Below are 18081 nucleotides of genomic sequence, written 5' to 3' on the forward strand. Positions count from 1 at the left end.
GCGAGCATGACGCCCGAGTGGTGGCCTCAGGCCTTCGTGACCTTCTGGTAGTCCTTCACGTCCGAGAAGGTGATGTCGGGCGCGCGCTCGGCATCGTATTTCAGCGTGAACTGGCTGGACGCCATGAAGACCGGGTCGCCGTCGAGATCGTCGGCCATCGAGGAGGGCTTGAGGCCGACGAATTTCTCCAGTGCCGCCTTGTCGTCCGCGGAGACCCAGCGCGCGATCGAGAACTGGCAGGGCTCGAAATCGACCGGCAGCGAGTACTCCGCGTCCATGCGCTCCTTGAGCACGTCGAGCTGGAGGGCGCCGACGACGCCGACGATGGCGGGGGCACCGTCATGCGGCAGGAAGAGCTGGACGACTCCTTCCTCGGCCATCTGCTGCAGAGCCTCGCGCAGCTTCTTGGCCTTCATCGCGTCCTTGAGCTTGACGCGACGCAGGATTTCCGGGGCGAAGCTGGGCACGCCCTTGAAGACGATATCCTCGCCCTCGGTCAGCGTGTCGCCGATGCGCAAGGTGCCATGGTTCGGCAGGCCGACGATGTCGCCGGCGAAGGCTTCCTCGGCGATCGAGCGGTCGCGGGCGAAGAAGAATTGCGGCGCGTTGAGCGGCATCGGCTTGCCGGTGCGGACGAGCTTGGCCTTCATGCCGCGGGAGAGCTTGCCCGAGCAGATGCGCATGAAGGCGATGCGGTCGCGGTGGTTCGGGTCCATGTTCGCCTGGATCTTGAAGACGAAGCCGGTCATCTTCGGCTCGTCCGCCTCGATCAGGCGCTTGTCGGAAGGTTGCGCGCGCGGGCTCGGGGCATAGCGGCCCAGCGCATCGATCAGGTCGCGCACGCCATAGTCGCGCAAGGCCGCGCCGAAATAGAGCGGCGTGAGGTGTCCTTCGCGGAAGGACTGGAGGTCGAAAGGCTTCAGGCCCTCGGCCGCGAGGAAGACCTCCTCGCGCCATGTCTCGGCGGCGCCATGCGGCAGCAACTCGTCGAAGAGCGGATCGTCCCAGCCGGAGACCTGGCGGTCCTCGGCGCGCTCGTCGCCCTTCTGATTGCGGCGGAAGGTATTGGCCTTGAGATCGTAGGTGCCGGTGAATTCGCGGCCGCGACCGACCGGCCAGGTCATCGGCGCGACGTCGAGCGCCAGCGTCGTCTCGATCTCGTTGATGAGGTCGAACGGATCGCGCGTCTCGCGATCGACCTTGTTGATGAAGGTGACGATCGGGATGTCGCGCAGCCGGCAGACCTCGAACAGCTTCTTGGTGCGGTCCTCGATACCCTTGGCGGCATCGATCACCATGACCGCGGCGTCGACGGCGGTCAGCGTGCGGTAGGTGTCTTCCGAGAAGTCCTCGTGGCCGGGCGTGTCGAGCAGGTTGAAGACGTGCCCGCCATATTCGAAGGTCATCACCGAGGTGACGACCGAGATGCCGCGCTGGCGTTCGATTTTCATCCAGTCCGAGGAGGTCTGGCGGCGGCCCTGCTTGGCGCGCACTTCACCGGCGAGCTGAATGGCGCCGCCGAAATAGAGCAGCTTCTCGGTCAGCGTCGTCTTGCCCGCGTCCGGGTGCGAGATGATGGCGAAGGTGCGCCGGCGCGCATGCGGCGCCTCGGCCGCCGGGGCCTGAAGGGTCGAAAGATCGGTCATGGCCGGTGTGAAGACAGGATGAGACCGGGGAAGTCAATCATTCTCGGCTTCCGCGACGGATAACCCGCTCGATCACGCCGTGCTCACAGCTCCGTGAGCAATACCGACCGGTTTGTGAGCGGAACAACCGCCATTCCCGCCGCATTCTCCGATCCAACTTCCGTCGTACGACTCTCACCAAACGAGGGGGACTGAATGCCCGCAGCCGCAAAGGCCGAGCCGCAACCGACCTTGTCCGTTTTCGATGCTGTGACGATCATGGTCGGCATCGTCGTCGGGATCGGGATCTTCAAGACGCCGGCGATCGTCGCGGCCAATGTCGGGAGCGAGGCCGCCTTCATCGGCATCTGGATTGCGGGCGGCATCGTCACGCTGATCGGTGCGCTCTGCTATGCCGAGCTTGCGGCTGCTCATCCCCATGCCGGCGGCGAATATCATTTCCTGACCCGCGCCTATGGCCGGTCGGTCGCGATGCTGTTCGGCTGGGCGCGCGGGACCGTGATCCAGACCGGCGCGATCGCAGCCGTCGCCTTCGTGCTGGGGGACTACGCGGCTCAGATCGCGCCGATCGGGCCGATGGGGCCGGCGATCTATGCGGCGCTCTCGATCGTTGCGCTGACCGCGCTCAACGTGATCGGCACGACCCAGAGCAAGACGATGCAGATCGTCATGACCTTCGTCGAGGTCGGCGCCTTGGTGGCGATCATCCTACTCGGCCTCTTCGCAGGCGGAGATGTGCCAGCGCAGACGGCAACGCCAGCGCCGGCATCGGCCGCGATCGGGCTCGCCATGGTCTTCGTGCTGCTGACCTACGGCGGCTGGTCGGAGGCGGCCTATCTGTCGGGCGAATTGAAGGACCCTGCCCGCAACATGGTCAAGGTCCTGACGATCGGCACGCTGATCCTGATCGCCATCTACGTGCTGGCCAATCTCGCGCTGCTCACGATCCTCGGCCTCGACGGATTGCGCGATTCGGAGGTCGTCGCCGCCGACATGATGCGACGGGTGGCGGGCGAGCCCGGCGCGCTGATCGTCAGCCTCGCGATCGTCGTCGCGGCGCTCTCGACTCTCAACGCCACGATCTTCACCGGAGCGCGCGTCTATTTCGCGATGGCGCGGGACCTCACCCTGCTGCCGCGCGTCGGGGAATGGGACGAGCGCGGGCGAGCCCCGGCCAATGGCCTCCTGCTGCAAGGCGCCGTCGCGCTGCTGCTTGTCGGGCTTGGCGCAGCGAGCCGCGACGGCTTCCAGGCCATGGTCGATTACAGCGCGCCGGTGTTCTGGGCCTTCCTGCTGCTGGTCGGCATGGCGTTGCCGATCCTGCGCTGGCGCGAGCCCGGCCGGGCGCTGCCCTTCCGCGTGCCGTTCTATCCGCTGACGCCGATCCTGTTCTGCCTGGCTTGCGCCTACATGCTGCATGCCAGCCTCGCCTATACCGGCAAGGGCGCGCTCGTTGGCCTCGCCGTGGTGCTGGCCGGGCTGCCGCTGCTGCTGTTCCGCCGACGGGAGCCCGAGGCTGACTTGCCGGCCTCCGCCGCACCCGCCCCGCTCAAGTGACGACCGTCCGACAGGAGAGACATGATGAAGATCGTTCGCATCCTCGCCGCCGCTTGCGCCATCGGCCTGCTCGCGCCGCTGGCCGTCCAGGCTCAGCCCGTCCAGGCGACGAAGGACCCGAGCTCCGTCCCGGATTACGTTCCGCGCTCCGGCCAGCCCGGCAAGGACGTCGTCTGGGTGCCGACGCAGCAGATCCTGATCGACCGCATGTTCGAGATGGCCGGGCTGACGAAGGACGACTACCTCGTCGATCTCGGCTCGGGCGACGGGCGCACCGTCATCTCGGCGGCCAAGCGCGGGGTGCGCGCGCTCGGCATCGAGTACAATCCGGATCTCGTGACGCTCTCGAAGCGTACGGCGGAAGCCGAGGGCGTGACCGAGAGAGCGCGCTTCGTCGAGGGCGACATCTTCGAGACCAATTTCTCCGACGCGACGGTGCTGACGCTGTTCCTCCTGCCGGAGCTCAATCTCAAGCTGCGGCCGACGATCCTCGACATGAAGCCGGGGACGCGCGTCGTCTCCAACACCTTCATGATGGATGACTGGGAGCCGGACGAGACCGCGGTCGTCGCCGAGAACTGCTCGAGCTATTGCCGTGCCTATCACTGGGTCGTCCCGGCCAAGGTCGCTGGCACCTGGCGCCTCGGCGATGGCGAGCTCAAGCTGGCGCAGAGCTTCCAGAAGCTGTCGGGAAACCTGACGGTGGCGGGCAAGGCGCAGCCGATCTCGGATGCGCGGATGAAGGGTGGCGAGATCAGCTTCAGGGCCGGCGGGCGCAGCTATACCGGGCGCGTCGACAACGACCGCATGACCGGCAGCAGCGAAGCGGCCGGCGCGAAGCTGGACTGGCAGGCGACGCGATCCAGCAGCTGACGGATCGCGAGGCGGGACTGCCGGCTAGTTCTTCAGCCGGTAGCCCGTCTTGAAGATCCAGCCGACGGTGGCGATGCAGGCGGCGAGGAAGATAAGTGTCATGCCCAGGCTGACGCCGAGGCTGACATCGGCGAGCCCGTAGAAGCTCCAGCGGAAGCCGCTGATCAGGTAGACCACCGGGTTGAACAGCGTCACCGTCTGCCAGAAGGGCGGCAGCATCGAGATCGAGTAGAAGGAGCCGCCGAGGAAGGCGAGCGGCGTCACGATCAAGAGCGGGATGACCTGCAGTTTCTCGAAGCCGTCGGCCCAGATGCCGATGATGAAGCCGAACAGGCTGAAGGTCGTCGCCGTCAGCACGAGGAAGAGCAGCATCATCGCGGGATGCTCGATCCGGAGCGGCACGAAGAAGGCGGCGGTCAGCAGGATGATCAGCCCGAGCAGGATCGATTTTGTCGCGGCGGCGCCGACATAGGCGATCACCGCCTCCCACCAGGCGACGGGGGCCGAAAGCAGTTCGTAGATCGTACCGGTGAATTTCGGGAAATAGATCGCGAAGGAGGCGTTGGCGATGCTCTGCGTCAGGAGCGAGAGCATGATCAGGCCGGGCACGATGAAGGCGCCGTAAGGCACGCCCTCGACCGATTGCATGCGCGAGCCGATCGCGCCGCCGAAGACGATGAAATAGAGCGAGGTCGAGAGCACCGGCGAGACGATGCTCTGGAGCGGCGTGCGCCAGGTGCGGTTCATCTCGAAGCGGTAGATCGCGGCGATGGCGTGCAGGTTCAGGCCGGTCATCAGCGGCGCTCCTTGACCAGGCTCACGAAGATGTCCTCGAGCGAGCTCTGGCTGGTACTGAGGTCGCGGAAGCGGATGCCAGCTTCGGCCAAACCCTGAAGAAGGGTGGTGATGCCGGTGCGCTCGGCTTGGGTATCATAGGTGTAGACGATCTCGTCGCCTGCGGCCGAGAGCTTGAGATCGAAGCTCGCCAGAGGCTCGGGGATCGCCGTGATTGGCTGCTGGAGCTGGAGGGAGAGCTGCTTCTTGCCGAGCTTGCGCATCAGCTCGGCCTTCTCCTCGACCAGGATGATCTCGCCCTTGGAGATGACGCCGACGCGGTCGGCCATCTCCTCGGCCTCTTCGATATAATGCGTGGTCAGGATGATGGTGACGCCCTCGTCGCGGAGGCGCCGTACCATCCGCCACATGTCCTGCCGGAGCTCGACATCGACGCCGGCGGTCGGCTCGTCCAAGAAGAGGATGCGCGGCTCGTGCGAGAGCGCCTTGGCGATCATGACGCGCCGCTTCATGCCGCCCGAGAGCATGCGGATCTGGCTGTCCTTCTTCTCCCAGAGCGAGAGATCCTTGAGGATGCGCTCGATCAGGGCAGGATCGCGCGGCTTGCCGAAGAGGCCGCGGCTGAAATTCACCGTCGACCACACCGTCTCGAAGGCGTCGGTGGTCAGTTCCTGCGGCACGAGGCCGATGGCCGAACGGGCGGACCGGTAGTCGCTGACGATGTCGTTGCCATCGGCCGTGACCGTACCGGTGCTCGGCCGGACCAGGCCGCAGATGATGCTGATCAGCGTCGTCTTGCCGGCGCCGTTGGGGCCGAGCAGGGCGAAGATCTCGCCACGCCTGATGGCGAGATCGATCGATTTCAGCGCGCTGAAGCCGGAATCGTAGGTTTTCGAGAGGCCGGAGACCGAGATGATCGGCGAGGACGTGTCTGACATGGGCGGCATATAGGGGAGCCGTTGCGTGGTTACGATGGCAGGGTCATGCGGGGAAAGCATGATCGCCTGTCAGTTCATGGCGGGAAGCACCGCGAAACGAAAAGGCCGGGCGCATGGCCCGGCCTTCTCCACGCGACGCAACCGCACGCTACTTCATGAAGAACCACAACAGGATGATGATCGGGATCGGAACGCCTACAAGCCACAGGACGATGGAACGCATTTTCTCAGCCCCCGTTTGGAACGATGATGCTGCGGCAACGCTCTTCCGAGGGGGAAAGTTCCTGCCGGCCTGGCGTCAGGCTTCGCCAAAAGCTTCGGCGCTCGGGTGCCATTCTGGGCGGTAGCCGTGCTGCATGGCGGCGAGCGTGGCAGGCGGGGTGAGCACGGTGACGAGGCCGGTCGGCCGCTCGCGCTGGTCGACATAACCGCTGGGGGACCAGAGCAGCGCGGACGTGCCGCGCAGGGCCAGAAAACCCGCTCTGTCGCCGGAGAGCAGCATCGCGCCGTCAGGCAATCGTTCTGCCGGCAGGCGGTGCGTGCGCTTCGTCCGGCCGTCGCGGCGATCGACATCGAGGATGCGGTCGATCTCGGGGAAGAGCGGGGTCTCTGGAAGGCCGAGGCCCTGCACCAGCGCCGCGCGATAGGCGAGCGCGTCCTGGCGCCGGCATTCCATGCAGGGGCGGTGCCCGGCCGCGAGCGCCGTCACCTCGTCGCAGAAGAACAGTTCGGTATAGCCGCGGCCCCAGACCTTGCGCTTGCGCCCCTTGAACGAGAGGACGCAGCAGAGCCATTGCCGCGTCGCTTGGATGCGGCTGGGCACCTCATGCGCCGTGGGGTCGTGAAAGCGGCCGCCGCGGTTGCCGTAGAAGGTGCCGCGGGCCGGATCGGCGAAGAGCGAGCCATCGGGCCTGACGCGATTGGGAAGGGGCATGATCGGCATCCGCTGAGTGGATCGCGTGCGAGCCTAGCCTGCCGCCGGTCCATTGCTGGCAGGAAGGAACATCTGCATTTTTCAGCGATCTCGGCAGGAACCGCTTAACGCTACGATCAAGTCGATCCCTGGCCCTAAGGTATTTGAAGTGTTTTCGGCCGCATTCCGGTGGGCGACAAAAGCCATGCGGAGCCGGCAAGCGCCACCATGAACGCCTATCTTCCCCTGATCCTGTTCACGGTGCTGACCAACGCCGCCGCGCAACTGATGCTGAAGCGCGGCATGACCGGTGTCGGCTCGCTGAACGTTGCCGGCGATGGGCTGGTCGCGACGGTTTTCCGTGTCGTGTTCAATCCGTTCGTCTTCGCGGGTCTGTGTACCTTTGTCATCAGCATGGCCTCGCACCTGATTGTGCTGTCCAAGGTGCAGATCAGCTACGCCTATCCATTCCTGAGCCTCGCCTATGTCGTGGTCGCGGCCTACGCCTATTTCGTCTTCCACGAAGACCTGAGCGCGATGCGTATCGCCGGCATCGGCTTCATCGTGCTGGGCACCATCTTCATTGCACAAAGCTGAGGGAGATCATGGACCTGATCGTACGCCTGTTCCTGCGCCTCGGCGCCCTGTTCGAGCCACCGGCCGTCCCGCAGCCGATCCCGGTACCGGTGCGCAATCGCGATCCGCGCCTGCCCGTCGACCGGAGGTGACGCGATGAAGCACATCATCATCGGCGGCGACGGCTTCGTCGGCTCGCATCTGGCGGCCGATCTCTCCGCCATGGGCGAGGAGGTTCTTGTCGCCGACATCCACCAGAGCGGGCATGCGCATTATGCCAAGGTGCCGTTCCTGAAGATCGACGTGACCAAGGCCGAGAGCGTGGACGCAATCCCGCTCGCACCCGACAACCTCGTCTATAATCTCTCGGCCAAGATGCTCTCGCCGATCGTGACGCGGGCGGAGCGGCACGACTTCTTCTGGCCGGTGAACTACCACGGCACGCAGAACATTCTGAGCTGGATGGAGAAGAACGGCGCCAACCGGCTGGTCCATTTCACCACCGACATGATCTACGGCCATTCGGTGAGCGTGCCGCAGGACGAGACCCATCCCGCGCATCCGCTTGGCGAATACGGCGAGAGCAAGCTCGCGACCGAGCGCCTCGCCGACGAATACCGCGCCAAGGGCTTCCGCATCCCGATCTTCCGACCGCGCCTGATCATCGGGCCGGGCCGGCTCGGCATCCTCGTCAAGCTGTTCAAGCTGATCGACATGAACCTGCCGGTGCCGATGATCGGCTCGGGCAAGAACCCCTATCAGTTCATCTCGGTCTTCGACTGCGCCAGCGCCTGCGTCGCGGCCTGGAAGGCGGGCTTCCCGAACGAGGCCTATAATCTCGGCTCCGACGATCCGCCGCCGGTGCGCAAGCTGCTCGGCGACCTGATCAAGCATGCCGGCTCGAAATCGATCCTGCTGCCGACGCCGGCCTCGCTGGTGAAGCTCACGCTCGATACGCTGGACGCGATCAACCTGCCGATCATGGACCCCGAGCAATACAAGATCGCTGACGAGATCTGCATCCTCGATACGTCGAAGGCCAAGCGCGAGCTCGGCTGGGCGCCGCAACATCGCGACGAGGACATGCTGCTCGCCGCCTATACCGAATACCGCAAGGCCAAGGATGGCCTGAAACAGGCCGAGAGGAGCCTCGCCGCATGAGCATGCCCGCTTTCAAGAACGAGGACATAGCCGTGACGAACGCCCGGCCGCAGCTCATCAGCGTGGAGGCCGCCAAGCAGCTCGACGCCGCGCAGGTGAAGGAGCTCTTCGCCAACCATATCAATCCCGGCCAGCTCCATTTCCTGAAGCTGCTCGGCTTCGACAAGATCCTCGTCGATCGTGCCGAGGGCATGCATTACATCACCAGGGACGGCCGCAAGATCCTCGATTTCTTCGGCGGCTTCTGCTCGGTCGCCTTCGGGCACAACCATCCGCGCATCGTCGCTGCCAGGCAGAAATTCCAGGACGAGAACCGCCATGAGATCTGCATGGCCTTCATGTCGCAATATGCCTCGGCGCTGGCGAAGAACCTCGCCACCATCGCTCCGGGCGATCTCGACATGGTCTTCCTCGGCTCGACCGGCTCGGAGGCGATGGAGGCGGCGCTGAAGGTCGCCGAGCAGGCGCAGGGGCCGGAGAAGTCCAAGATCCTGCACGCGGCGAACTCGTTCCACGGCAAGACCAAGGGCGTGCTCTCGGTCACGGATTCGACGCTCTACCAGTCGCAGTTCAAGCTGGTCGAGAACCGGGTCAAGGTGCCGTTCGGCGACATCGCCGCCGTCCGGCAGGCGCTGGAGAGCGATCCCTCGATCGGCATCGTCGTGATGGAGACGATCCAGGGCGGCGGCGGCATCGTCGAGGCGCCCGAGGGGTTCTGGCGCGAACTGCGCGCGCTCTGCGATAAGCATGGCGTGCTCTGGGTCGCCGACGAGGTGCAGTGCGGGCTCGGCCGCACCGGCCAGTTCTTCGCCTTCGAGCGTGACGGCGTGGTGCCGGACGTGACCGCGCTCGCCAAGGCGCTCGGCGGTTCCAAGGCTGCGATGGGCGCGATGATCGCGCGTCGCGAAATCTACATGAAGGCCTATGGCAAGCCGAAGAGCGCGCTGATCCATGCGCAGGCGACCTTCGGGGGCATGGGCGAGGCCTGCGTCTCGTCGATCGAGGCCCTCAACGTCCTCTATGACGAGGACCTGATGGGCAATGCCCAGCGCCAGGGCGACTACCTGATCGAGAAGCTGAACGGCCTGCGCGCCAAGTATCCGAGCCTGCTCAAGGAAATCCGCGGGCGCGGCCTGATGATCGGCGTCGAGTTCCAGGACATCAGCGAGACCATGCCCTTCGGGCTGAAGCACATGGTGGCGCTGCTCGACGACAAGCTGAAGGGCTCGCTTTGCGGCTTCGTCGGAGCGCTCCTGCTGAAGGAGCACGACGTGCTCGTCGCCTTCACCGAGTACAATCGCAACGTCATCCGGCTGGAGCCGCCATTGATTGTCACGCGCGAGCAGTGCGACGAGTTTCTCGCGGCTTTCGAGGCTGTCCTGTCGGGCGGCGTCACCGGCATCGTCACCGGCTACCTGCGCAAGGTCGCGGTCGGCAAGGGCTGACCGGTTCGATCAGCAACAACAAAAAGAGGCCGGCGTAAGCCGGCCTTTTGAGTCTTGGGTCTCGAAACAGGGGTCTTCCAGGAAAGCTCAGTAGTAGCCGCAGACCCGGCGGTAGCCGATGACGTTGCCCCAGCGGTCGAAGCGCTCGACCATGTCGCAGGAGCGGACGGGAGCGGCGTAGTAGCCGTAGCCATAGGAAGGGCGGGTGGCGCCGGCGATGATGGCCCCCGCAGCGAGCGCGCCGACCACACCAGCTCCGACACCCCAGCCGCGGTGGCCGTAGCCATAGCCCCAGCGCGGGCGGGCTTCGGCGCCGGACGCGATCATGGTGGTGGCCAGGGTCAGGGCCGCGAGGGTCGCGGTCACGGTCTTGCGGAACGTCGTCATGCTCGTCTCCCGATTGCTGCGAGGGCGAAGGTCTCGCTCTCCATGCTCATTGGTCGCAGGGGGCGGCGGGCAGGTTCAAAGGCGATGAGAAGTTTTTTCGGGGGCGTTTCAGGCCGTCCGGTGCGATCAGCTCGCTGCCTGCCCGTAGAAGCGCAGCAGCTCGAGCCCTTCCGGACTGGTCCAGTCCGCTTCGCCAACGAGGTAGCCGACGCTGCGTGCCTCGCGATCGAGCAGATAGGTCATCGGCATGCCATAGAGCGGGAAGGGGGTCGGCTTTGCCGATTTCGGACCGGAGGCCACTATTCCCTCGGCATCGATGAAGGTCGTGAGGTCGGCGAGGCCGAGCCGGTCGAGATAGGTCCTGACGGTCGCGGCCGACTTGTCGAGCGAGACGGGTAGGACGACGAAGGGTTCGCGGGCGGCTCTCGCCTGGAGCCGGCGCAGGATCGGCAATTCGCGCCGGCAGGGCGGGCACCAGCTCGCCCAGAAATTGAGGAGGACAGCCTTGCCGCGATAGGTGGAAAGCGGCCGGGTCTTGCCGGAGAGGTCGGTGAGAACAAGGGAACCTGCCTCTTCCGGCGGATCGATCTGCACGAATTGCGAGCTCGGCCCGGCAAAGCGCGGAGGCTGCCGGGCCGCGGCCGATGTCGCGGCCAAGGGGGAGAGCAGGGTGAGGGCGAGAGCTTCGCGGCGCGTCGGCGAATGGGCGGTGTTCCGGCACGGTGCCGGCTGATCGTTCACGGACGTAGTCATACGCCGCAGCTAGCAGCCGGCCGCCTGTCGGGGAACCGTCGCGGTGCTGACCTCACCGGGCTGTGATGTCGCAGTCCGCTCTACTGCGCCGTGACCCGCCGCCAGAAATCGGAGGAGAAGCCGGGGTCGATATGCGCAGCGAAGTCGCGCCAGCGCGGGAAGGATGCCGCGAAGGTCGCGGGCGACATGCGCGCGTCCTTGTATGGGTTGACCCGCCCGCCGGCGGCGATCGCGAGGCCGTCGAGCCGAGACAGCAGCCGCTCGGTCCGCTCGCCGCGATTGGGGAAATCCAGCGTCAGCGTGGCACCCGGCATGGGGAAGGACATCAGGCCGGGCGAGGGCTTGTCGCCGAAGAGCTTCAGCACCGTCAGGAAGGAAGCCTCGCCCGCGGCGAGCGTCTGTCGCAGCATCTCGGCGACAGTGTCGGGGGCCTTGTCGAGCGGGACGGCGCATTGGAATTGCCGCAGGCCCTTCGGACCATAGGCGCGGTTCCAGTCGCGGACGCGGTCGAGCGGATAGAAGAACGGGCGATAAGGCACCCGCCGGGTGAGGCCGTCGCTTGGCTGACTGCTGCGATAGAGCCAGTTGAACGCGCTCAGCGTCATGCGGTTGATCAGCGGGAAAGGCGGCTTCAGCGGAAACGACAGGGAGCGCGCCGGACGCGGCGCCGGGATGCCGGAAGCGGGGGCATGGTTGGCCCGGAAGAAGACGCCGCGGCCGAGATCACGCCCGCCGGCGAGCGAGTCGATCCAGGCGACGGTGTAGTCATGCTTGGCATCGGATGCGGCGGCGATCTCGAAGAAGCGATCGAGATTGCCGAAGGGCAAGACCTCCTGCGCCATCTCGGCCGAGGCGATCGGCATGAGCTGGAGCGTCACCTGCGTCACCAGGCCGGTGAGGCCGAAGCCGCCGATGGTTGCGGTGAAGAGCTCGCTGTTGAGGTCGGGCGCGCAGATTAGGCGCTGCCCGTCCGAGCGCACCAGCTCGAAGGCCCGGACATGGCAGCCGAAGGTGCCGGCGCTATGGTGGTTCTTGCCGTGCACGTCGTTGGCGAGCGCCCCGCCGATGGTGACGAAGGCGGTGCCGGGCGTGACCGGCGGAAACCAGCCGGCCGGCACGGTGATATCGAGCAGCCGGTCGAGCAGGAGGCCGGCGCCGCATGTGATGAGCCCGGTCTCGCGGTCGAAGGCAAGAATCTCGTCGAGATCGCGCGCATCGACCAGTGTGCCGCCGTCGTTCAGGCAGGAATCGCCGTAGGAGCGTCCATTGCCATAGGCGAGGGCGGGGCGGTGGCGGGCGGGGGCGTCGAGCCAGACACGGGCATCGACGATCGTGCTGCCATGGGCTTTGAGCCCGCCCCAGGAGCGATAGTCCGAGAGCGGGGCGCTCACGGCAGGAAGGTCGCGGCGACCATGATCAGGGCCACCACGAGCCCCATGAGCTGGCTGCGCCAGTCGCGGATCATGAAGACCAGCGGATCGTCCGGCATCTGGCCGCGACGGGCCAGGAACCAGATCCGCGCCATCTGGTAGAGGATGATCGGGCAGATCAGCCAGATCAGCTTGGGCTGGCTGTAGAGCTGCTTGACGTTGGCGCTGTCGACATAGAGCGCCATGATCAGGGCGCAGGTGCAGCCCGAGGCCATGCCGAGCTGCGACAGCGCCTCGATATCCTCGGCGTGATAGCCGCGCCCCGCCTTCTTCAGCCCGGACTGGTCCTGGGTCAGGCGCAGTTCGGCATAGCGCTTCACCAGCGCCAGGCTGAGGAACAGGAACATCGCGAAGGCCAGCAGCCAGGAGGATATCGGGATGGCGGCGGCGGCATTGCCGGCGAGGATGCGCAGCGTGTGCATGGCGGCGAGCCCGAGGACATCGACAAGGAGCTTGCGCTTGAGGAAGAGCAGGTAGGCGAGCGCCAGGAACAGATAGGTCAGCAGCGCGAGGAGGAAGTTCTTCGGCTGCGGCACCAGCAGAGCCGTCGAAAAGGCAGCTGCGAGCAGCACCGGCACGGCGGCATAGGCCTGCGCCGCCGTGATCTCGCCCGCCGCGAGCGGGCGCTTGCATTTGGTCGGGTGGCGCCGGTCCGCCTCGACATCCTTGATGTCGTTGAGGAGATAGACCGCGGAGGCGATCAGGCTGAAGGCGACGAAGGCGATCAGGCCGAGCCAGAGCGCGTGCGGATCGAAGGCGTCGTGGTTGAGCAGGATCGGGACGAAGACCAGGCCGTTCTTGAGCCAGTGATGCGGCCGCATCGCCCTGATCATCGCGGTCACAGACATGGTTCGGCCCGTCTCCCCCAAGACATGGGTCGGCCTCCGCATCGCGGAACCCGACTGCCGGCTCAGCCGGCGCGGGCGTTATCGGCGGGAAACTCCTAAGCGCAGGTGCATATGGCGTCGAAACGGGCAGTGATTTCAACGCCATGCTTAACATCGGGCTTCCGCGGTCCGCGAAAGCCGGAGACGGCCGGCGCCGTGCTCGGGCGCCGGCCGAAGCGGTCAGACCTTGGCGGCGCTGGCGGCGGCGTCGATATTGGCGACGAGCTCGGCATCGAGGCCGAGCGAGCCGGCGAGGCCCGCCAGGAAGTCCTTCTCGGCGGCATTGTCCGGATTGATGGCGATACGGGCCGCCGTATAGATCTGTGCGGCGAGCTCGGGGCTCTCGGCCGCCTCGACCAGCGCGTCGATCGAAGCCGGCTTCGCCATCTCCTGCGCCAGCCACTCATGCGCCTCCCGTTCGAGGCCGGCCTCCTTCAGGCCGCCGAGGATGGCGCTCTGCTCTTCCGCATCGATATGGCCGTCGGCGGCTGCGGCTGCGATCATCGCGCGGATGAAGACCAGAGCGGTCGCTTCGGTCGCGGCCTGCGGCTCGAAGCCGGTTCCGGCGGGGGCGGGCAGCACCTCCTGCTGGGCTGCGTTGAGCAGCGGCTTGCCGGCTTGATAGTTCTGGTAGGCCTTGTAGGCGAGGCCGCCGATCAGGGCGAGGCCGCCGAGCTTGGCCGCCGAGCCTGCGACCGAGCGGCCGGTGCTGGTGCCGAAGACGAGGGCGCCGAGCCCGCCGAGCACCGCGGTTGCCAGCGCCGGATTATTGCTGAACACGCCCTTGGCCTGCTCGATGAGCTGATCCGGCGTCCGGCCGCCGGTGACCCGGCCGAGCGCATCGCCGGCGCCCTGCTGCACGCCGGTCTGGCGCGCTGCGTCGCCGAGGCCTTGCGTCGCCTGGGTCAGAATCTGGCCAGCCAACCCGCCGAGGCCGCCGGAACCCTGGATCTGGCCGGCCAGCCCGCCGAGCATGCCGCCAAGGCCGCCCTGCTGTCCGGCCTGCGTGCCGGCCTGGCTGCCGGCGCTGATCAAGGCGTCGAGCAGGGATTTGGCATTGAACATCTGGTTTCTCCTGTTGGCGGCTGAGGCGCCGCGCAGTCGATCCGCCGCATGAAAACGGCGTGACCAAGGCGCCAGTTTGCACAGCAGCGCGCTCAAGTCATCGGCAGCGGCAGAACTCCCGGTTCCTTCAGCGTTTCCAGCGCGATCTCGGAGCGCACGCGGGCGACGCTTTCATGCGGCATCAGGATTTCGTTGACGAGCCGGGCGAGCGCCTTGAGGTCGCCGACCGCGACCTTCAGCAGGTAATCCGCCTCGCCGGTCAGGGCATGGGCCTCGAGGATCGCGGGCGTCAGCTTTACGAGACCCCGGAAGCGGCGGGCATTGTCGCGCGAATGCGTATCGAGCGCGACATGGATGAAGACGATCACGCCGAGGCCGACGGCGGAAGGTTCCAGCGCCGCCCGGTAGCCACGGATGACGCCCTCCTGCTCCAGCCGCTGCCGTCGACGCGACACCTGGCTCGCCGATAGCCCGACTGTCTCCGCCAGGGCGGCGTTGGTCAGGGAAGCATCATTCTGGAGAGCGTCCAGCAGGCGCCAGTCGAGTGCGTCAAGCGTGGCCATGTCGTGCGCCTTCAGTACCTCTTATGCGTGTATCATGCATCTAACTTTCCTGATGAGGCAATTTTGCACGGAATTTGCCTGATCTTTGCGCGATCATGGGGCATCCAGCAAGAGCCGACAGGAGGAATGCCCATGGGTCCGTTTCCGCACGATGCCGCCCCACCCGCGATCTCGGCCGCCAACCCGATGGGAACGGACGGATTCGAATTCGTCGAATACGCCCATCCCGAGCCGGAGAAGCTCGGCGCCCTGTTCGAGACGATGGGCTTCACGAAGGTTGCCCGCCACCGTTCGAAGCGGGTGACGCTCTACCGGCAGGGCGACGTGAATTTCGTCGTCAATGCCGAGCCCGATTCCTTCGCGCAGGCCTTCGCCGCCGCGCATGGCCCCTGCGCCTGCGCCATGGCCTTCCGCGTCGTCGATGCGAAGCATGCCTTCGAGCGGGCCGTGGCGCTCGGCGCCGAGCCCTATGAAAGCGCGATCGGACCGGGCGAGCTCGCGATCCCGGCCGTGCGCGGCATCGGCGGCTCGCTGCTCTATTTCGTCGATCGCTATGGCGAGAAGGGCTCGATCTGGGATGTCGATTTCGAATGGATCGGCGAGCGCGACCCGCATCCGGAGCAGGCTGGCCTGTATTATCTCGACCACCTCACCCATAACGTCATCCGCGGGCGCATGGACCATTGGGCCGGCTGGTACGGCAAGCTGTTCAATTTCCGCGAGATCCGCTTCTTCAATATCGAGGGCAAGCTGACCGGCCTGATCTCGCGGGCGCTGACCTCGCCCTGCGGCAAGATCCGCATACCGATCAACGAGTCGCTCGACGACAAGAGCCAGATCGAGGAATACCTGCGCCAGTACAAGGGCGAGGGCATCCAGCATGTCGCGATGGGCTCGCGCGACATCTATGCCAGCGTCGAGGCCCTGCGCGGCAATGGCCTGCCCTTCATGCCGTCGCCGCCCCCAACCTATTACGAGAAGGTCGATGCCCGCGTGCCGAACCATGGCGAGCCGGTCGATCGGCTCAAGGCCAACGGCATCCTGATCGACGGCGAGGGCGCGGTCGCACTCGGCGAGAAGCAGGGGCGGATGAGCAAGGTGTTGCTGCAGATCTTCTCGGCCACGGTGGTCGGACCGATCTTCTTCGAGTTCATCGAGCGCAAGGGCGATGACGGCTTCGGCGAGGGCAATTTCCGCGCGCTCTTCGAATCGATCGAGGAAGATCAGATCCGCAGGGGCGTGCTAAGTCCGGTGGCGGCGGAATAGCCAAGCGAACCGCATGGCCGGCTCAGCCGGTCGTGCGTGCTACGGCGCGAGCTTGCGCATCAGGAGCGGCGCCCCGACCGCCGGGTCCTTGCGCCATTGCCCGTTCTCGAAGACGAGATCGGTGCCGTGGCCGCGACGCGCGACGAGGGTCAACCGGCCGCCGGCATAGCGCCAGCCGACGGGATCGAAGATCGTCAGTCCGGTATCCGGGCACGCGCCCTCGAAGGCGGCGGGCTGGTGGCCATCGGCGGCTGCAGGCGACAGCACGAGGCGGCAGGCCTCGCGGTTCTGCTGGCGCATCAGGACATAGCGCCCCGGCAGGGTGTCGGGCGCTGGCGCCATTGCCGGATCGACGACGGTGATGCGTTGGGCTGCGGTCGCTGCCTGATTCTGCTGCGCCCGGGGTGCGATGCGGGGGTGGTTCTGCGATGTCAGCCGATAGGCCTTGCCATCGCTGCCCTTGCCGTCGAGCCCGGTCTCGGGCGTGCCCTTCTGGAAGCCGATGACCTCCTTGCCGTCGGTATCCAGGAACTGGGGTTGCCCGCCCGCCGCCAAGGTCCAGGAGGCGGCGGTGCCGAGGACCGGCAATGCGCGCCGGCACGTGGCGGGGAAACGCAACTGCCGCCGGTTGCCGGTGGCTTCCGCGCCGAGCGTGACCGTGCAGCTTCGGGACGCGCCCGCCTGTTCGAGGTCCCAGGCGCCGAGCCAGCGGCGGATCGTGTCGGGCGCCTTGTCGGCGCCGCGCGGCAGCGGCGCCGTCTGCGCGACCGCCGGCAGGGAGCCGGCGGCCAGGATCAGCAGAGGCAGCAGCCGGCGGATCAGGCCTTTTTCCATGGGGTCTCCGACACGGGCGATAGCGGGCCCTTGCCATCGAACCATGAAACCAGGTTGTCGACCAGAAGCTGGCCCATCGCCTCGCGGGTATGGACCGAGGCCGAGCCGACATGGGGCAGCAGCACGGCATGCTCGATCGCGATCAGCTCTGCCGGCACGCGCGGCTCGTCCTCGAACACGTCGAGGCCGGCGGAGAGGATGGTCTTGTCCTTGAGCGCCTTGATCAGCGCCTGCTCGTCGACGACGGTGCCGCGGCCGACATTGACTAGGATGCCGTTGGGACCAAGTGCCTTCAGCACCTCGGCATTGATGATGTGATGGGTCGAGGCGCCGCCCGGCGCGACCGAGATCAGCGTGTCGACATCGGCGGCCATGTCGACGAGCGAAGGATAGTAGCGATAGGACACGTCCGCCTGGCGCGAGCGGCCGTGATAGACGACCGGCAGGCCGAAGGCCTCGATGCGCTGCGCCACCGCCTTGCCGATGCGGCCGAGGCCGACGATGCCGACCTTGCGACCGCGCAGCGAGGTGGTGAGCGGATAATTGCCCTGCAGCCACTTGCCCTCGCGCAGGTAGCGGTCGACCTGCGGGAGCTGCCGGACCGTGGCGATCAGCAGGCCCAGCGCGAGATCGGCAACCTCGTCGGTCAGGACATCGGGCGTATTGGTGACGACGAGCCCACGCCGGCCGGCTTCGGCGGCGTCGACATGGTCATAGCCGACGCCGAAGCTCGAGATGACCTCGACCTTCGGAAGCGCGTCGAACAGCGCACCGTCGACCCGGTTGTGCCCGCCGCCGGCGGCAACGCCGCGCACGCGGTCCGCGACCTCGCGCAGCAGGGCGGCGCGGTCGGGCGCCTTCCACAATTCATGGACGGTGAAGCGTGCCTTGAGCTGGTCGGCGGCATAGGCCATCAGCGGGCCGGTCTGGACGATTTCGGGCTTGGTGGAGGCTGTCATTGTCTGGCTGTCCGTGAGATGTGGCGAAGGGCG

19 protein-coding genes are annotated in these 18081 nt (G+C 66.4%); 7 read left to right on the forward strand and 12 right to left on the reverse strand.

The annotated features are described in order from the left end of the window. Positions 1-26 precede the first annotated feature (26 nt). Positions 27-1646 (reverse strand): peptide chain release factor 3, encoded by a 1620-nt coding sequence (locus AC1RLU_RS00985; RefSeq protein WP_492793506.1) that lies wholly within the window; start codon positions 1644-1646, stop codon positions 27-29. Positions 1647-1841: 195 nt separating this feature from the next. Here AC1RLU_RS00985 and AC1RLU_RS00990 point away from each other — a divergent pair, with 195 nt between their 5' ends. Beyond that, positions 1842-3203 carry an APC family permease gene (locus AC1RLU_RS00990; RefSeq protein ID WP_492793507.1) on the forward strand — a complete coding sequence of 454 codons (1362 nt, stop codon included), beginning with the start codon at positions 1842-1844 and terminating at the stop codon, positions 3201-3203. Between the two features lie 24 nt (positions 3204-3227). Beyond that, positions 3228-4076, forward strand: coding sequence for a class I SAM-dependent methyltransferase (locus tag AC1RLU_RS00995; RefSeq protein WP_492793508.1), 849 nt, complete (start codon positions 3228-3230; stop codon positions 4074-4076). 24 nt (positions 4077-4100) lie between these two features. Here AC1RLU_RS00995 and AC1RLU_RS01000 read toward each other — a convergent pair whose 3' ends face one another. From AC1RLU_RS01000 to AC1RLU_RS01010, 3 genes are all read right to left on the reverse strand, one after another. Next, entirely contained in the window at positions 4101-4862 is a 762-nt protein-coding gene (locus tag AC1RLU_RS01000; protein ID WP_492794302.1) for an ABC transporter permease, read from the reverse strand. 8 nt (positions 4863-4870) lie between these two features. Beyond that, positions 4871-5809 carry an ABC transporter ATP-binding protein gene (locus AC1RLU_RS01005; RefSeq protein WP_492793509.1) on the reverse strand — a complete coding sequence of 313 codons (939 nt, stop codon included), beginning with the start codon at positions 5807-5809 and terminating at the stop codon, positions 4871-4873. A 298-nt stretch (positions 5810-6107) separates the two neighbouring features. After that, positions 6108-6743, reverse strand: coding sequence for a hypothetical protein (locus AC1RLU_RS01010; protein WP_492793510.1), 636 nt, complete (start codon positions 6741-6743; stop codon positions 6108-6110). A 207-nt stretch (positions 6744-6950) separates the two neighbouring features. On the opposite strand from AC1RLU_RS01010, the gene AC1RLU_RS01015 reads away from it, so the two are divergent. The 4 genes from AC1RLU_RS01015 to AC1RLU_RS01030 are packed head-to-tail and all read left to right on the forward strand — an operon-like array spanning position 6951 to position 9904. Continuing rightward, on the forward strand, positions 6951-7319 hold the full coding sequence (locus AC1RLU_RS01015; RefSeq protein WP_492794303.1) for a DMT family transporter: 369 nt from the start codon (positions 6951-6953) through the stop codon (positions 7317-7319). An 8-nt stretch (positions 7320-7327) separates the two neighbouring features. Beyond that, a complete protein-coding gene (locus AC1RLU_RS01020; protein WP_492793511.1) occupies positions 7328-7450 on the forward strand; it encodes a hypothetical protein in 123 nt (40 codons plus the stop codon). A 4-nt stretch (positions 7451-7454) separates the two neighbouring features. After that, entirely contained in the window at positions 7455-8459 is a 1005-nt protein-coding gene (locus AC1RLU_RS01025; protein ID WP_492793512.1) for an NAD-dependent epimerase/dehydratase family protein, read from the forward strand. Continuing rightward, entirely contained in the window at positions 8456-9904 is a 1449-nt protein-coding gene (locus tag AC1RLU_RS01030) for an aspartate aminotransferase family protein (RefSeq protein ID WP_492793513.1), read from the forward strand. Before AC1RLU_RS01025 ends, AC1RLU_RS01030 begins: the two co-directional genes overlap by 4 nt. 87 nt (positions 9905-9991) lie before the next feature. On the opposite strand, the gene AC1RLU_RS01035 is transcribed toward AC1RLU_RS01030, so the two are convergent. The 6 genes from AC1RLU_RS01035 to AC1RLU_RS01060 form a co-directional block, all read right to left on the reverse strand. Then, the gene (locus AC1RLU_RS01035; protein ID WP_061970601.1) at positions 9992-10291 is read right to left on the reverse strand and encodes a hypothetical protein; all 300 of its coding nucleotides are present in this window, start codon (positions 10289-10291) and stop codon (positions 9992-9994) included. Between the two features lie 126 nt (positions 10292-10417). After that, complete coding sequence (locus tag AC1RLU_RS01040) at positions 10418-11032, reverse strand: TlpA family protein disulfide reductase (RefSeq protein ID WP_492793514.1); 615 nt, start codon at positions 11030-11032, stop codon at positions 10418-10420. Between the two features lie 92 nt (positions 11033-11124). Beyond that, on the reverse strand, positions 11125-12435 hold the full coding sequence (locus AC1RLU_RS01045) for an FAD-binding oxidoreductase (RefSeq protein WP_492793515.1): 1311 nt from the start codon (positions 12433-12435) through the stop codon (positions 11125-11127). Further along, positions 12432-13322, reverse strand: coding sequence for a UbiA family prenyltransferase (locus AC1RLU_RS01050; RefSeq protein ID WP_061970606.1), 891 nt, complete (start codon positions 13320-13322; stop codon positions 12432-12434). The genes AC1RLU_RS01045 and AC1RLU_RS01050 overlap by 4 nt, the downstream gene beginning before the upstream one ends. Positions 13323-13541: 219 nt before the next feature. Then, positions 13542-14426 carry a tellurite resistance TerB family protein gene (locus AC1RLU_RS01055; RefSeq protein ID WP_492793516.1) on the reverse strand — a complete coding sequence of 295 codons (885 nt, stop codon included), beginning with the start codon at positions 14424-14426 and terminating at the stop codon, positions 13542-13544. Between the two features lie 92 nt (positions 14427-14518). Beyond that, complete coding sequence (locus AC1RLU_RS01060) at positions 14519-14989, reverse strand: Lrp/AsnC family transcriptional regulator (protein WP_492793517.1); 471 nt, start codon at positions 14987-14989, stop codon at positions 14519-14521. 132 nt (positions 14990-15121) lie between these two features. Between AC1RLU_RS01060 and hppD the strand changes: the two genes are divergently transcribed. After that, the gene (gene hppD / locus AC1RLU_RS01065; RefSeq protein WP_492793518.1) at positions 15122-16255 is read left to right on the forward strand and encodes a 4-hydroxyphenylpyruvate dioxygenase; all 1134 of its coding nucleotides are present in this window, start codon (positions 15122-15124) and stop codon (positions 16253-16255) included. Positions 16256-16294: 39 nt separating this feature from the next. Here the strand turns inward: hppD and AC1RLU_RS01070 are convergent, their stop codons facing one another. Together AC1RLU_RS01070 and AC1RLU_RS01075 are read right to left on the reverse strand one after the other, a co-directional pair. Further along, the gene (locus AC1RLU_RS01070) at positions 16295-17089 is read right to left on the reverse strand and encodes an AprI/Inh family metalloprotease inhibitor (RefSeq protein ID WP_492793519.1); all 795 of its coding nucleotides are present in this window, start codon (positions 17087-17089) and stop codon (positions 16295-16297) included. Next, on the reverse strand, positions 17074-18048 hold the full coding sequence (locus AC1RLU_RS01075) for a 2-hydroxyacid dehydrogenase (protein WP_113586569.1): 975 nt from the start codon (positions 18046-18048) through the stop codon (positions 17074-17076). Before AC1RLU_RS01075 ends, AC1RLU_RS01070 begins: the two co-directional genes overlap by 16 nt. Positions 18049-18081 lie beyond the last annotated feature (33 nt).

The organism is Allobosea sp. GW822-FHT05A11, assembly GCF_058800455.1.